Annotated in this window: 11 protein-coding genes and 1 pseudogene; 7 read left to right on the top strand and 5 right to left on the bottom strand. The window is 57.8% G+C overall.

Annotation, left to right across the window (positions count from 1 at the left end):
• The first annotated feature begins 692 nt into the window (after positions 1 to 692).
• Both glmS and ACV1FX_RS17045 read left to right on the top strand, forming a co-directional pair.
• A complete protein-coding gene (gene glmS, locus ACV1FX_RS17040; RefSeq protein ID WP_473118709.1) occupies positions 693 to 2,519 on the top strand; it encodes a glutamine--fructose-6-phosphate transaminase (isomerizing) in 1,827 nt (608 codons plus the stop codon).
• Between the two features lie 312 nt (positions 2,520 to 2,831).
• Complete coding sequence (locus ACV1FX_RS17045) at positions 2,832 to 4,106, top strand: glycoside hydrolase family 28 protein (protein WP_473118710.1); 1,275 nt, start codon at positions 2,832 to 2,834, stop codon at positions 4,104 to 4,106.
• Between the two features lie 267 nt (positions 4,107 to 4,373).
• On the opposite strand, the gene ACV1FX_RS17050 is transcribed toward ACV1FX_RS17045, so the two are convergent.
• Positions 4,374 to 5,372: a pectinesterase family protein gene (locus tag ACV1FX_RS17050; protein ID WP_473118711.1), complete on the bottom strand. Its 999-nt coding sequence runs from the start codon at positions 5,370 to 5,372 to the stop codon at positions 4,374 to 4,376.
• A 608-nt stretch (positions 5,373 to 5,980) separates the two neighbouring features.
• Between ACV1FX_RS17050 and ACV1FX_RS17055 the strand changes: the two genes are divergently transcribed.
• Both ACV1FX_RS17055 and queD read left to right on the top strand, forming a co-directional pair.
• Positions 5,981 to 7,294 carry an LLM class flavin-dependent oxidoreductase gene (locus ACV1FX_RS17055; protein ID WP_473118712.1) on the top strand — a complete coding sequence of 438 codons (1,314 nt, stop codon included), beginning with the start codon at positions 5,981 to 5,983 and terminating at the stop codon, positions 7,292 to 7,294.
• 96 nt (positions 7,295 to 7,390) lie between these two features.
• Positions 7,391 to 7,747, top strand: a complete 357-nt coding sequence (gene queD, locus ACV1FX_RS17060) for a 6-carboxytetrahydropterin synthase QueD (RefSeq protein WP_473118835.1) — start codon at positions 7,391 to 7,393, stop codon at positions 7,745 to 7,747.
• Between the two features lie 737 nt (positions 7,748 to 8,484).
• Here the strand turns inward: queD and ACV1FX_RS17065 are convergent.
• The 3 genes from ACV1FX_RS17065 to xopAG form a co-directional block, all read right to left on the bottom strand.
• Complete coding sequence (locus tag ACV1FX_RS17065; RefSeq protein ID WP_473118713.1) at positions 8,485 to 8,667, bottom strand: hypothetical protein; 183 nt, start codon at positions 8,665 to 8,667, stop codon at positions 8,485 to 8,487.
• Positions 8,668 to 9,065: 398 nt separating this feature from the next.
• Positions 9,066 to 9,305 carry a hypothetical protein gene (locus ACV1FX_RS17070; protein WP_473118714.1) on the bottom strand — a complete coding sequence of 80 codons (240 nt, stop codon included), beginning with the start codon at positions 9,303 to 9,305 and terminating at the stop codon, positions 9,066 to 9,068.
• A 243-nt stretch (positions 9,306 to 9,548) separates the two neighbouring features.
• Positions 9,549 to 11,108, bottom strand: a complete 1,560-nt coding sequence (gene xopAG / locus ACV1FX_RS17075) for a XopAG/AvrGf1 family type III secretion system effector (protein ID WP_473118715.1) — start codon at positions 11,106 to 11,108, stop codon at positions 9,549 to 9,551.
• 597 nt (positions 11,109 to 11,705) lie between these two features.
• On the opposite strand from xopAG, the pseudogene ACV1FX_RS17080 reads away from it, so the two are divergent.
• Positions 11,706 to 11,915, top strand: a pseudogene (locus ACV1FX_RS17080) (IS701 family transposase); the annotation flags it as partial.
• A gap of 405 nt (positions 11,916 to 12,320) precedes the next feature.
• Here ACV1FX_RS17080 and ACV1FX_RS17085 read toward each other — a convergent pair.
• Positions 12,321 to 12,626 (bottom strand): hypothetical protein, encoded by a 306-nt coding sequence (locus tag ACV1FX_RS17085; protein ID WP_473118716.1) that lies wholly within the window; start codon positions 12,624 to 12,626, stop codon positions 12,321 to 12,323.
• A 929-nt stretch (positions 12,627 to 13,555) separates the two neighbouring features.
• On the opposite strand from ACV1FX_RS17085, the gene ACV1FX_RS17090 reads away from it, so the two are divergent.
• A complete protein-coding gene (locus tag ACV1FX_RS17090) occupies positions 13,556 to 14,281 on the top strand; it encodes a hypothetical protein (protein WP_473118717.1) in 726 nt (241 codons plus the stop codon).
• A 185-nt stretch (positions 14,282 to 14,466) separates the two neighbouring features.
• Entirely contained in the window at positions 14,467 to 14,805 is a 339-nt protein-coding gene (locus tag ACV1FX_RS17095; RefSeq protein WP_473118718.1) for a hypothetical protein, read from the top strand.
• The last annotated feature ends 383 nt before the right edge of the window (positions 14,806 to 15,188 follow it).

Raw genomic sequence — 15,188 nt, forward strand, 5'->3', positions numbered from 1 at the left:
GAAGCTGGCGCGATGTGTGCAGTCGCATCGCTCCTTCCGAGACTGACTTCTGCCCGGCCACCGAAAGTGGCCGGGCATCTTTTGTGTGGCGCGGACGAGTGAGCGCTTGGAAGCGGTCGTCCGCAATTCAGTTTCGCTTCATTCCGGCAGCAGCGCATTTCCTCATAGTGGGGCAGGTGCATCATGAATGACTCTCAAGACAACAGACGATCATGCAGTTCATACTGGTAAATCACAGGACGCCAAGCAGCTCGTCGACCTGCATCGAGTGTCATCGACCTCTAGGGGGCGGCTACTTGCGAGATATGTCCACGCGGCAGCCCTATTGCAGCTACGCTTGTTATCTGTGCTACCGGGAGAAGAGACTATGCGTGCCCTGGCTCGCGATTAGATGCGGCGTCCGTCAGCTCGCGCGTGATTATTTTGCTCACATCGAAACTGTCGTTTCCTTTGCTGCCGCTACATGCTGGTATTCGATCGCACTCACCGAAGCCGCACTGCGTCTTGGCGAAATGGCACTGTTGAAGCGACCTCATACGTAAGAACGCGTGGTGTTAACTGGTCCGACAGCGAATCGTAGGACAAAAGCCATCTCGCAACAATTGTTTGAGCATCTTTGGCAATCGAGCGTCGCAAGAAAGTAAAGCGACTTTGAGAATCAATTTTACTGAAGTTGGGGGATATTGATCCGCATGTGCGGGATTGTCGGCATTCTCGGGCGCGAACCGGTTGCAGAGCAATTGGTGGATTCGCTCAAGCGGCTTGAATATCGTGGCTACGACTCCGCGGGTGTTGCCACGCTCGAAGGCGACCACCTTGAGCGCCGCCGCGCCGAAGGCAAGCTGAAGAACCTCGAGGCGCGGCTGCGCGACAGGCCGCTCAAGGGGACGACCGGCATCGGTCACACCCGCTGGGCCACCCACGGCAAGCCGACCGAACATAACGCCCATCCGCACGCCACCGAGCGCGTCGCGGTGGTTCATAACGGCATCATCGAGAATTTCCGCGAGCTGCGCGAGGAGCTCGAAGCGAAGGGCGCGATATTCCGCACCGAGACCGACACCGAGATCGTGCTGCATCTGGTCGACGATCTGCTCACGCATGGCAACAAGCCGGTCGAGGCGGTGAAGCTCGCATTGAGCCGGCTGCGCGGCGCGTTCGCGCTCGGCTTCATCTTCGCAGGCGAGGGTGATTTGATGATCGGCGCCCGCAACGGTCCGCCGCTCGCGGTGGGCTATGGCGATGGCGAGATGTTCCTTGGCTCGGACGCGATCGCGCTTGGGCCGTTCACCGACACGATCAGCTATCTCGAGGACGGCGACTGGGTCGTGCTGACCCGGAGCAGCGTTGCGGTCTTCGACAAGGACGGCCGCGCCGCCCAGCGCGACAAGATCAAGCATGCGGCCTCGACTTCGCTGGTCGACAAGGCCAACTACCGCCACTTCATGGCCAAGGAAATCCACGAGCAGCCCGAGGTCGTCGGCCACACGCTGGCCCGCTATGTCGACATGGCATCCGAGCGGGTGTCGCTGCCGGTGAAGCTGCCGTTCGAGTTCCGCGACATTCAGCGCGTCACGATCACGGCCTGCGGCACCGCGAGCTACGCCGGCTATGTCGCAAAATACTGGTTCGAGCGCATGGCGCGCCTGCCGGTCGAGGTCGACGTTGCCTCCGAGTTCCGCTACCGCGAGTCTCCCTTGCGCAAGGGCGATCTGGCTATCTTCATTTCGCAATCGGGCGAGACCGCCGATACGCTCGCCGCGCTCCGCTACGCCAAGGCCGAAGGCGTGCACACGCTCGCCGTCGTCAACGTGCCGACCTCGACGATCGCGCGCGAGAGCGAGACGGTGCTCCAGACGCTAGCCGGTCCCGAGATCGGCGTCGCATCCACAAAAGCCTTCACTTGCCAGCTCATGGTGCTCGCCTCGCTCGCGGTCGCGGCCGGCAAGGCACGCGGCGAATTGTCCGAGGAGGACGAGACCAGGCTCGTGCACGGCCTGGTCGAGATCCCGCGCCTGATGGCAGACGCGCTCGCCACCGAATTGCAGATCGAGAAGCTCGCGCACAGGATCGCAAAGTCGCGCGACGTGCTCTATCTCGGCCGCGGCACCAGCTTCCCGCTCGCGCTCGAGGGCGCCCTGAAGCTGAAGGAGATCTCCTACATCCACGCCGAGGGTTATGCCGCCGGCGAGCTCAAGCACGGGCCGATCGCGCTCATCGACGAAACCATGCCGGTCGTCGTCATTGCGCCCCACGATCGCGTGTTCGAGAAGACCGTCTCCAACATGCAGGAAGTCGCCGCCCGCGGCGGCAACATCATTCTGATGACGGACGCCAAGGGCGCGGCCGAGGCGACGGTCGATACCCTCGTCACCATCGTCATGCCCGACATGCCGGCAGCCTTCACGCCGATGGTGTATGCCGTGCCAGTGCAACTTTTGGCCTACCACACGGCGGTGGTGATGGGCACTGACGTCGATCAACCACGTAATCTCGCCAAGTCGGTGACTGTGGAATAGGCGCGACAGCACGGTCATCAGTCCTCAAACTCGGCTGAAACATCATGATCGAGCAGTTCATGACCGACCAAGAGCTCCGGCAGTTCAGATTTGCTGGCAGGCGTAGCCACATGTGATCAGGCCTGGCGCGCATCTTTTGTTTCTGTGTCGTGTGAATCTACCACACTTTTGCAAAGTTGTTTTCGTCAAGCTTCTGCTGGCTTGGCTGCTTGCCGGACAGCTTTGTCTAACGAGAGCTAGGAGCAACGTGGCATTCGGCTTTCGGATGATGACGGCGAGCATGGGTGGCGCCGCAAAACGAAGAGGTTGTTCATGTTACTCCCATTGCGCTATTGGGCGATGCTGTCCATGCTCGCCGCCGTAGGCGCCGGCGCACAAGCGAAAGATCGCCGCACGGTCGCCGAACCTGTCGCACCTGGTTATGTCTGCGCCCGCCTGGCGCCGTCGAGACAAAACGACACAGCCGGGCTGCAAGACGCCATTGCTCACTGCCCTCCTGGCTCAGCGGTTTACTTGTCCGGCGGGACGTTCCTGTCGGGCCCCCTCGAGATGAAATCCGGAGTAACGCTGTGGATCGAGCGCGACGCCACGCTTGTGGCGGTTGCCCAGAGGGAGGCCTATGACAAAGGCTTCGGAAATTGCGGTCGCATCGAAGGCAAGGGCGATGGCTGCCGGCCATTCATCAGCTTCTCCAAAACACGTGGTGGCGGCATCTATGGCGAGGGCATTATCGATGGCCAGGGCGGTGCGCTCATGGTCGGCACTACCGAGAGTTGGTGGCAGCTGGCTCGGCGCGCGCAAGCCGAGGGCGGCTATCAGAACGTCCCACGCCTGATCCAGATCGATCATGCCCATGACATCACCTTCCACGGCATCACACTGCGCAATGCGCCCAATTTCCACGTGGCGATGAACCGGGTCGAAGGTGCCACCTTTTGGGGTGTCACGATCGATACACCGGCCGACGCCCGCAATACGGACGGCATCGATCCCGGCGCCAGCCAGGATGTGACGATTACTCACTGTCAGATCCGCACTGGAGACGACAATGTGGCTATCAAAGCAGGCAACAATGGTCCCACACGCCATATTTCCATTATCGACAACTACTTTGGCTGGGGGCACGGCATGTCGATCGGCAGTGAAGTGAACTCAGGTGTCAGCGACATACTGGTGCACGGCCTGACCCTGGACGGCACGACGTCTGGCCTGCGCATCAAGAGCGATGTCAGCCGGGGCGGTCTGGTGGAGAGGGTGACCTATGAGAATGTGTGCCTGCGCGGCAACCGATGGCCCATCTATTTTGATACACGCTATGACATCCATGCATCCGGTAACCGAATTCCGCTCTACCGAAAGATCGCCCTACGCCACGTGCGTGGCGGTGATGGTGCGCTGGTGATGCACGGGCTTGATGGAGGTCATAACCTTGAGATTGCGCTCGACGATGTGCGATTTTCCGATTCTGCGACCTGGCAGGTGGAAAATGCGGATGTGGTGGTGTCCGACGTGTGGCCGCCGTTGCGGAGTGGGCAAGCCCCACTGTCGTCGGGTGCATGGGAAGGCTGTGCAAAGGCATTCCGCTAACCACCTCCCAACGCCCAGGACGGCCCCGCGCCCCGGTAGTACTCATCGCTTCATTGTAGCATCCCACTTGACCGAACAAGAATAGCAGGCGCTCGGAATGTGGCTGTCGTTGTTACTCGGGGCCTAGTCGAGGGATAAGCTTGGCTGTCCTAGGATCTGACGAGGTTCGCGAAGCGGTCGCAAACCTTAATGGGTCGGATAATGCCCCGTGTGCGCGCGAGAGAACGACGGCAGACGGATCAAATTTCCACGACCGGCCCTTAGTTCCTATTTTGACAATGAGTTCGGCAGCCAGTTGGTGTCATCGGCAAAAAAAGATTTCAGCGACCATTGCCTAGCTTCATCGTCCGTCAATTGATGGGAGTAAGGCTCCCGTCCTCTGAGATTGGCGCCGATTCCGGTGGATTGGTATTCGGCATAGTAGGCTGTCATCAGTCTGTTGGTCTTGTCGCGATCCCACTCGATCCAGCCTTCCGCTATCACCGGAGCATTCATCTTGGTGGATAAGAAGATCACCGTAGCATAAGAGCGCCAAGGGCGGCCAAGAGCGATGCCACGTGCGGCGGGATCGGCGGTCAGAGTGCAATGGTCAAAAACATAGGCGCTGTCCTCCTCCGGCGAGTCTTTGCTTTGTGCGGTGTACACCACTGCCTGATTGGCGATGCCGTGCAGCTCACAACGCTGAAAATAGGCCTTGGCGTTTCCGAATATATAGTCGACATGTCCCTCGATATAGCAGTCCGAAAAATATTGCCGTGCTCTTCGGCCATTAGGCCCTTTGTTGGCGAACAGCGTGTCCTGTGCGCCGAGTAGGCGGGTGTGGGTAATAACGTCCTTGTCTCCAGTAATAGCCAGCGCCACCGCCTGCGACGGCGGATTGACCGGATTTAGGGAATAGTCGTTTTGTACCGTTAGATTGTCGAGCCGGAAGTCATCGCCAGATGCGTCCATTGTAGCAGAATGAACGGTTCCACCCACGTTGATCGCGCCGTCGCCAAAGACGACAACCGTGTCTTCCGGCTTCTTCCCGGTGCCTCTGATATGAACGCCAGATTTGCCGACCTTCACCTTCTCGCGATAGATGCCCGCCGCAATCAGAATATCGCCGCCGCGAGCTGGCAATGCGTCTATGGCGTCCTGGATGGAGCGATATGCCTTGTCGGCGGATGGCGAGACAAGAATTTGCTCCGCACAGGTTTTCGGGAGCTGAAAGCAGCTGGTCAGAATGGCAGTGGAAATCAGGAAATATCGCACAACGGTCCCCATTCTTTGTCGGGCCAGTTGCTTACTTGCGGTTGCAATGCTCGCCCAAAGCAGCTGCGTCCAACATATGCCCATAGAGGCAGCTCCTACCCGTCCCACACCTGGATGCATGGGGCAACTTCAATCGTGGATGAGGATCGCGCCGCTTCTGCGTCGGCGTGAGGACGAATATGAAAATTGTCCGAGCTCGACACTTGGTTTCGTCGTATTGCGCCCTGCCTTGCTTGGTGTGGCCCATGTCCGAAACACGACATTAGGGTGAGAATGTTGCGTCGGCGCGATGCAAATCGTTGCATCCTCTCTTCAATCGTGGCTTGCAGGCCCCTGGCACGCAGATTGCTCGGTAGTGGCGCCGTCACGGCGATATTGCAGTCGCTGGCGAGGGAGTTCAGATGAGGCCAGGCCAGCTGGTGCGGACCAATGCCCTTGCCAAACTCTGGCTTCCCAAGCCGGCAGTCCGGCCCTGCATGTTGCGATGAAGGTTGTGCCAACAACTGCTGGAGCAAGAACGTGGATCGCATGGTGAGCGTGGTCGGCGATCGATGGCGCGACCATGCCGGTCGCATCCGAGAAACACGAACCGCTATGACTGCTCCGCCAGAGGAAAACAGATGAAGCTTGGAGTGTTCTATGAGCACCAACTACCGCAGCCCTGGGAAAATGGCGGCGAAAAAAAATTGTTCGACAACGCGCTGGAGCAGATCGAGCTCGCCGATCGGCTCGGATTCGATTACATTTGGCAGGTCGAGCATCACTTCCTGGAGGAATACTCCCACTCGTCCGCACCCGAAGTCTTTCTGGGTGCCGTTTCGCAGCGTACGAAGAATATCCGTATTGGCCACGGCATTTGTCTTTCGCCGCCGCACTACAATCATCCAGTGCGGGTAGCTGAGCGCCTCGCGACGCTCGATCTTATCTCTGGAGGACGCGTCGAGTGGGGGACTGGAGAATCCGCCTCGCTCATCGAGATGCATGGGTTTGGAATAGAGCCCGAGCAGAAGAGTGCCATGTGGCGGGAAGGCGTCGAACAGACCGCCAATATGATGACGATGCGGCCGTATGCGGGATACGAGGGGCGATTCTTCAAAATGCCTCCCCGCAACATCGTGCCAAAACCGATACAGAAGCCGCACCCACCGCTCTGGATGGCTTGTTCGCGGCGCGACAGCATTTTGCGCGCCGCCCGTTATGGTGTAGGCGCGCTGGTCTTTGGGTTTGTCGAAGCGTCTCAAGCAAAACTCTGGCGGGACGAATACTATGAGACAATCAAGTCCGACGAATGTGTTCCCATCGGTCATTCGGTGAATGCTAATATTGCAACGCTCAACGGTATGATGGTTCATGAGAGTGTCGAGGAAGCGATGCGTCGCGGAATCGATGGTTTCAAGTTTTTCGGATACTCGATCGCACATTATGCGATATATGGTGAACATCGTCCTGGTCGCACGAATTTGTGGCGGCGCTTCCAAGCAGTCAAAGACGACATGAAGGAGACGCCGGGCTCGGGCAGCATCGGTCGGCCTCAGGGCGTTCGTGACCATCTCATGAGCTACGCGGATGTCGGTATCGACCAGATGATCTTCATCCAGCAATGCGGACTGAATAAGCACGAGCATATCTGCGAGGCACTTGAGCTGTTTGCCAAAGAGGTTATGCCCGCACTAAAGGAGCGGGAAGGCGAGCGCGTCCGACGTAAAGAAGAGGAACTGGCACCCTACGTAGAGGCGGCGCTGGCCCGCAAGCCCTTGATGCCGGAGCTGCGCGAAACGGACATCCCGAACATCGAGGCTATGGGCATCGTACTCGAGCGTCGCACCGGTAAGAACTACGCTTCGGCGGGCGGCCCCTTCGCGGATCCGACCCGCGGAGGGGCCATTCCGATGGTTTCACGGGAAACCTATGCCAAGGCAGCCAAGATCGACTGATGGCGAACCTCACCGCGGAACTTGCCTGATTTCATCTTCGGCGCCGCTCGCATCGGCGACGGCGGATCACCACATCTGCAAGCATCTGAGCCCCCAATGAAGATATCACACGCGTTCAAATTCGAGGCGGCCCACCGTCTCCCGAACGTGCCGGCCGCACATAGGTGCAGCCGCATGCACGGCCATTCCTATCGAATTGAAGTGCAACTCGATGGACCGGTGGATCCGATCACAGGATTTGTCGTAGATTTCTTCGACCTCGAGGAGGCCTTCGTCGAAGTGATGAATGCACTCGATCATCGATGTCTGAATGAGATCGAAGGATTGGGGAATCCCACGGCGGAAAACATTGCCATTTGGATCTGGGAAAGACTGAATCGCAAATTTCAAGGAATGTCGTGCGTTCGAGTCTATGAAACATCCGATGCTTGGGCCGAATATGACGGGCGATGACAAGGGAAGCAGCCTATTTGGTCGGCCGCTAGGGTTGATTAGAGCGGCTCGAACATTGAGTTCGAGGCTGCAATCCATAAGCTCGCGAAATCGAAATCTCGGCTGAAAGAGTTCGTGAGATGGCCTTGGTAGTGAGCCCCGCATCCAGCGCGGCTATCTGCAGCCCGAGGACGCGCGGCAGCAGCAGGGTGAGGGCGCGAGGACAACACCTAGGTCAAAGCTTCGGCCAAGCGTGCCACGGGCATACAAGCACTACGCAAGGCGAGGCCCGGCACTGGAGGCAAATCTGGTCGGGCCTCTGTGCCGCCAATCACGTGCAGGGGCCGACTGACGACAACGAATGATTGCACGGCAGGCTGACGACGACTTTACGAAATCCTGACGGAATTAAGACGCTAGCGCGTTCAACCTGGAAACACCGGCACGACTTGGGCACGGACCGTCCGGGGCGGAGTGCTGATCATTGTTGTTCGACCTCTCCCATTTGGGAGAGCCATCATCGCTGATGCGAGTCGAATGAAACAATTGGGAGTGATGCACCGTGAGGACTGTGGGAGACGTTGACGGGTGATGGTTGGAGCGCGGCAAGTAGTTTGTTCGACGACGCTAAAGAATATCGCAAACTTGATGACGCTGGATCGAGCGGACGCCATTCCTCAGAGCACACAATCGTGACTGGTTAGTCCGCGAAATGCTTCGTTGACTGAGTGAGATGCACGGAAATACGCTGATGCTAATCAGCGTTGATGGCCGAGACCTATTCCCAATTGCAATGCCTTCTGCCGAAGCGCACCAACAGATCTTTTCATTTGCTTCGAGATCCTCGCAACCGGAGTCTTCGCCTTCGAATGTTGCTTTAGCAGCCTTAAATCAGCAGCAGTGTAGGACTTGCGAGCCAAAATCTTTTTTGCTTTCGCCACACCATTCTCCTCTATCGGGCGGCTTACATAGCAGGTCCGATCTAACAGTCAAATCGTCTTTAAAATAATCAACCAAACCGCGATACTTGCATTCCGTCGCGCGGTCAATCGCAGCACGCCGGGAAGGGCTTCACTGGCATCTGGGCTGAGTTCAAGGGCAACTGCGCCATCAAGTCCAGGCCGCTTCCGATGACCGATGACGAGTGCGATGTTTGGATGCGGACGCCGTGAGACGAGGCGGAGGTTGCCACGGCCTCCGCCGGTCAAGGTGCTTTGAAGACATTCCAGTCATGCAATGAGACCCGCCGAGCTTGCCTGATCAACGGAGGCGCTTCGGCAACTTTGGAAGTTTGTCGGAATTGAACGGTGCTACCTGCTCGAACCGTTCAGGTGGCCGCTTACGCTAGGGCCGCTTCTCGTCGTTTAATCGGCGCACTGCCCGGGACATCGTAGTCGATCCAGACGTACGAGCCGAGTACCTCGTCGAGGAAGTTGAGCGCTGTGTCGTTATGCACGACGCGCGTTCCCGAGTCCTTCGAAGGCCGCGCATATCGCTGGCGGGGAAGTCGGGGCGGAGTTTTCCGTTTTTCAGCGCTGATCGCCTGTGCGCGCGAGAAACAGGACAGGATCTGGAACATCGTTCTCCTGATAAACCACACTGCGCGATCCGATCGCATCCCGAACGCGTTGCAATTCGAACCCCTTCGTTGACTGATGCGTACGCCGGTCGGCATCTGCTTCTTTCGCCAAGGAAGTTGGCAAAACCCGCACGGTGGAATCGGCGTCACCTATTCTGATCCGGCGCTCAACCGGTCAAATTCACCGTACAGAGATAGTAAGTCGCCGCGAGGGGGCTGATCTACGCCCGAATCTTCATATCATCAATCTTGCCTTGAAAGATTTTTGCCACCGTAGTACTCCTCCGCCGCCTTCCGGCAGACACCTGCGTAGAACTCATCCGCATCCTCAATCGTGTAACCTGCGCCTGCGAAGCAACCGCGCGCTATTTCGTGGAGCGTGTGCCGAATTGAGCTCGTGTCGTCGTACACAGCGTTCAGGCAGGCTGCGATCACTATCACTTCTTCCTTTGAGAGGCGCGGCTGACCACTCATCAAGCGCGCGTGGTTGATGCAGGCGACCGCGTTGGCGCACGTGAATGAGTCACCCAATCCAGAGCAGTCCTCGAACCCATTGCCCTGCTCGTTCAACTTGAAGTGCGCGATGGGCAGGTATTTCATGCCCGCGATCTCCGGATGGTTCACATCCTCGACTACTGCGGGATCGTGTCCCGACCGCATTTCCTGAAGGCGAGTGTCGAATTTCTGCAGCCGCTCCCCAACCAGGCTTTTATTGCGCTTCAGCGGATTCTTGTTCGGATCTTCGAACATCAGGGTCGCATCGAGCCTCTCGGTTTCTCCTCGTGACAGGAAACCGTGTTCGGCCAGGGTCCGCATTACGACGTTCTCGGAATGTCCCCAATGCGCGTCCGCTGAATAGACCTGTCTAACGTTTAGGATGGCCTGGCCAGCAGCAAACTGGACCTCCTCGCTAAGGCCGCGGTCGTTGGCGAGCAGCGCCTCGAGCGTTTCGGTGCATCGCTTAGACGTTAGTCCCTTCTCGCCCTGGACGGCTTCTCGCCAGTGTTGCGCGCCTTTGTTAATAAACGGGTGAGTTATCGACCTCGACGTGTAGCCGTAAGCGCCGGTCTCCTCGTTGAGCACGCCCGACAGCGCGTATTTTTTCTTTTGATCGTACAGCGGGCTCTTCGTTAGGTCTGGATCCTTCGGTACCTGCGGCGGTTTATACTTGGCCACGCACTCGTCGTTGATGAGATGCCCCTTTATGCAGGCTAGGTTTAGAACGAGCGACTGGTGCGCCTGCGTTGTGTCCACCAGGCGGGCGACGTGCACGCGAGTCGCCGCCCGGTAGTCGATCATGGTTACGAACTGGTTGTTGCCACAGGTGCGGATTGGGTTGAGGGGACGCCCATTCAGACGCTGAGCTTCGGCGTCGGCGGCGTGATACCCTGTGTAATACTCCCTCGCGTTCGCCTGGGCTGTCCTGAGCCGTTCGTTGCTGGTGAAGCCCATTTTCCCGTCATGCAGGGAGGTGGTGGACAGGAAGAAGTCGTTGGCGACCTTGTCGTAGGCGTAGCCTGCACCCGCGAGGGCCAAACCGAACTTTACCACGCGGGCAAGAAGGCTTGGTCCGTCTCCTATTCCGCCTTCCGTCGCTCGTTCCCCTCCATACTCTCCCTCGCTGCCCTCGGGCGGTGCAGTGTTCCGCAGAGGTGGGGCTGTCGTACTCCTGGAACGAAGCGCAGCCAGTGAATGATGGGCTTCGTCGATGGCCATTCTCATACCCGCGATCTCAGCCGACCCGTCAAGGATCCTCTCCCCAAGCGCTAAAAAACCGGTAAGTTGGTTATTGCCCATTCGCATCTCGCCACTCCTGGATAATGGTTCAACAACTCACAAGCAAACACCGGGCGGCGGCGTCAGCCCACTCAAGGTATTGATTACGCTTTGAAACAACTCGCATGCAGCAGACGGCAGTCTGCTCCGTTTGGTCCTTGTTCGGCTTCTGACAGCCGCAAAACGCTGGTCGTGTTCAAAACAGAAACGCCTTAACTGACATCTGCCTCACGGTATCAACGCCCAAACGTCTGAAACCTGACGGGCTCGTTATCCCCCTCAAAGGAGCAGCGCGGGCGTAAACGGACGTCCGCGGCGAGAGGACGCTGTTCCTGTCCGCCCGCGCTGCCAGGAAAATTAGCGGTCACATGACTTTGCACCGAGGTCGAATGAGGAAGCACTGAGTCACATGCCCCTAACTTCCAGAGTCGACGATCGCTGAGCACGATGCCGACTAGCCACGGGAAGGAGCATGCTCCGGGCATTACCAAGTCCAGCACTCTTTGTGCCAAGGTAAGATCCGCAGTTCGCATCATGTTTGCGTCGGATTTGTCAGCTTTTCGACTTGCCCATGTCTTAGTATTACAGTTGTTTTTCGGTAGGCTTCTGAATCTATGGGCAACCATGATTCGGAGATCGTGGACACGGGCAGCGTCGATAGAGGAAACGCTTGCGTTGTGGGCGGCGTCGCTTCGGGAGATCAAGAAGCGGAATCGTCCGTTGTTCACGCAAGAGCGTGTTGCCACGAATGCCGGCCTGTTCCTGGAAGGCTTGCTTGGAGATGAACAACGCAAGACTGGTTGGATGCGCGCGGAAGCGGCTGGCCGTTGCGGCTTTTCAGTTGGTCAAAGCCACGGCTTGAGTGGAGAGTGGAGAGTTCGCGTAACGCCTGTCGAGATCGCGCCCCAGCGCCGGCAATGGCATCAGCCAAAGCCCCATAGCCGGGATTAGCGAAATCCAGCGCAGGACCAGCACGACGCAAGCCCCCTGCTGCCCGAGCGAATTGTTAGCGCCTATGAAGGTGAGCAGGTTTCGGCGGTTGCGAGGTTCATATATCAACTCAACGCGCTGCAGGAGCCCGCTCCATTGCTGGATTTTCGATCCGACCGATGTCGGCTCGGGGTAAAAGACGAAATCTCCGTGCCTTTGGCGCATTTCCGTTTTACCCCAGAAGCAGGCATCGGCTGTTTATGAGTGCACTCCCCAGATGCTCTGCAACGAGTTGCCGCAATGAAATTTCTAAAACAGATGCGTGGCGTTCATGCGCGTCGTTGCAATAAGTTGATCAATCCTCCTGGACTGCGCCTCCAGTCGCTTTCGAGTTGCCCCGCTTTCGATCCGGCCAATGAGAAGCCGAATGCATGCGTTTGCGCGTTCAAGGAAGACAATGACGTCACGCAGATCGTTCGCCGTACGAAATCCTTCACTGTGGATCTTCGAAAGCAAGGATGCTGCAAGGCTCATGACTTCGGAAGCTTCCGAATGCGACCGGTCTTGTTCGGACCTGCCTGGGTCGAGTTGAGGAAAGTTCAGGATCGTAGCCATCTAGTCAATAAATCTGAATAGGTGATCCCGCGGTCATGGTTACCTTGCCGAAGGAATCAAAACAATAGTGGATGAAAAATGACAACAGCCGCAGAGCGAGCGCAAGCAAAAACGTCGGGCTGGCACATGCGCAATGAACTCTCGCTATGAGCGTGCCGGCACTAAACGCGCTTGGCTCTGACGGACGGCTCGACCGTAAGGCGGTAGGCGATTAGCCGGGTGCCATCGAAAATCTCTAGCGTGCTATTGCAGACCGGACAGCAGTACTCGCCTTTCTCTCCGGGCTCAGACCATAGTTCGAGACGATGGAAGCCAGCGCCGCACTCTGAACAAGTCACGTCGCTTTTTCTCATGACCGCATCTCGCGCTCCAGCTTGTCACGAATCTTTAACACGCGCTTCGTTGCCAGACGAGCTTGTTCTGAATCTGGCAGGTGCCCGGTCCATGGTAGCTCATGCCCTTGGGGCGCCTCGTCCGCATGCCCAGGCCCAATCTGGTGGCCACGACAGCGGTAATCCTGCATGACAGACCACAAAAACGCACGATATCGGCGCAGATGCGCATCTAAGTTTGACGCGAGAATAATGGGGGGCAGTCGCGGCACTTCCGCTCCGGCGCGGAAATCCCCAATACGTGGCGGCTATGTGCAAAGAGGCTCATCTCATATCAAGTTGCGATTGTATGAAACGTACAGACCCTTGAAGGGAGATAAATTAATGCGCTCTATGAAGCGCGGGTTGCCCGGTGCGTTGTGCTATACTTTCGATGCTGCCGTTCTTGAGTGCTCATAGCGTTCAGGCGCGGTGCGTGCGTCATTTTTATCTCGACCCCTCCCATTTGGGACATGCGCATCGCGGCTGATGCGCTTTGAATGAAGTCATTGGAAGTGATGCATTTGGACAGTTGATATTTGAGTAGCGGAGATTGCGGTGTCGGATCATTTGCGAATCGCAGCCATCCCCCGTCGCCGGTATCTCGTTCTTGTGATGCTCTGGGCTGCGCTCCTGCTTCCGTTTATCAGCCAAGCCAAAGCCCAATGTACGGCGCGAGACGCCCTGCAGAACCGACTGAAACTTCTGACTGCCGAGCAAGTTCGCACGCCTAAAGCTCCGATTGTATCCGCGGCCGATATCCAGACCTGGAGAACAATTGAAGTCGGTACCCTCGCGGGCTCGTTCGCTCTTGTTGGGGCATTGGATGCAGCAGGTTGCAAGATCGGCGGCCAGGCTGAGGAAATTCTCGCCCGTCCCGCCGCTACCGTTAGCGCGACCAAAACGGACGTCGAGCTGGTGGCGGTATCTGCGACAGAACTCGGCTTTGAAGGCGACACCGCGAAGCTGGCGGCAATTTATGCGCGGGCGCAGCAACTGGGCTTCCAGCTTGCAACGGCAGAAATCGGCGCGCAGTTGCGGCTGCAGTATTTCGAGCAGCCCGTCGGGGAATTTCGCATCATCGGAATGGAACCGATCAGGACCTGGGGCGGCGAGCCGGTCATTCTGAACGTTGCGAATGGCGGAGCCGGGCTCATCCTCATTGGGCAAGATGGCAGAGCTGACGCCGACATACCCGCGATGTCCCGTATTGTTTTCGTGAGATCTATTAAGGCGGCGCCAACGCAAGGGATCGGCGAGGCCGCGGCAGTCGCGCATCGTTGATGCTGGCGGCGAGACGAACGACCATCGCATCTGACGTATTTCAAGAAAGGTGAGCTCAATGTCCAATCGATTAACGATCGAAGCGCCGACCTACGAAGTGAGCGGCTCGTCGATCACGACGGGCCGACTGGCGGCTATCACACCGGCTAACGCTGAGGGCGGCTAAGATGTTCAGGAAGCTTCTTATGCCTGCGCTACTCCTCGCGGTAGGGTTCGGACAAGGTCCCGCGCAGGGTCGCGATGAAGGCCAGTATGTGAACTCGCCCATGAAGACGTGGTTCGAGAGCCTGCGCAGCAAGAAGGGCGAACAATGCTGCGCCGACGCCGACGGCAGGTTTATCGCCGACGTCGATTGGGAGAGCAAGGATGGACATTACCGCGTGCGGATCGAGGGAGAATGGGTCGACGTTCCCGAAGATCGCGTGATCACCGCACCCAACCTGGTTGGGCGTACAATGGTGTGGCCCATGTATATGGACGGTCATCCGATCGTCCGCTGCTTCATGCCGGGAAGCATGACCTGAGGGAGAGATTTGTGCTGATACCTCGAGGTTTTGCAGGCGTCCATCCCGCGCAATTGTGGAATGACTGAGAAGCGTATCGTGAAGCAAAAGCAGGGAGGGCATCCATTGCTGACAAATCCCCGATCTAAAAAAATCGAGAACCCACGTCGGACACGTGTTCTGGCGACGTGTGTTTGTTCTGTTGTGGCTCTGATCGGCGCTAGCGGTGTCACGATGGGCACAAGCGGGATCATGCTTCCTGAGACGATCGGATGGTACGAATGCAACGTGTTCGGTTTGCCTGGCCAGGACCAAATAGGCGACCGGAGCGGGCATGCCCCGATCAGCCAGCAATACACGCGCCTAGGAACCTACGGCATGTTGAAGGGCGCGGTGTATAGCGC

Source organism: Bradyrhizobium ingae (genome assembly GCF_055791185.1).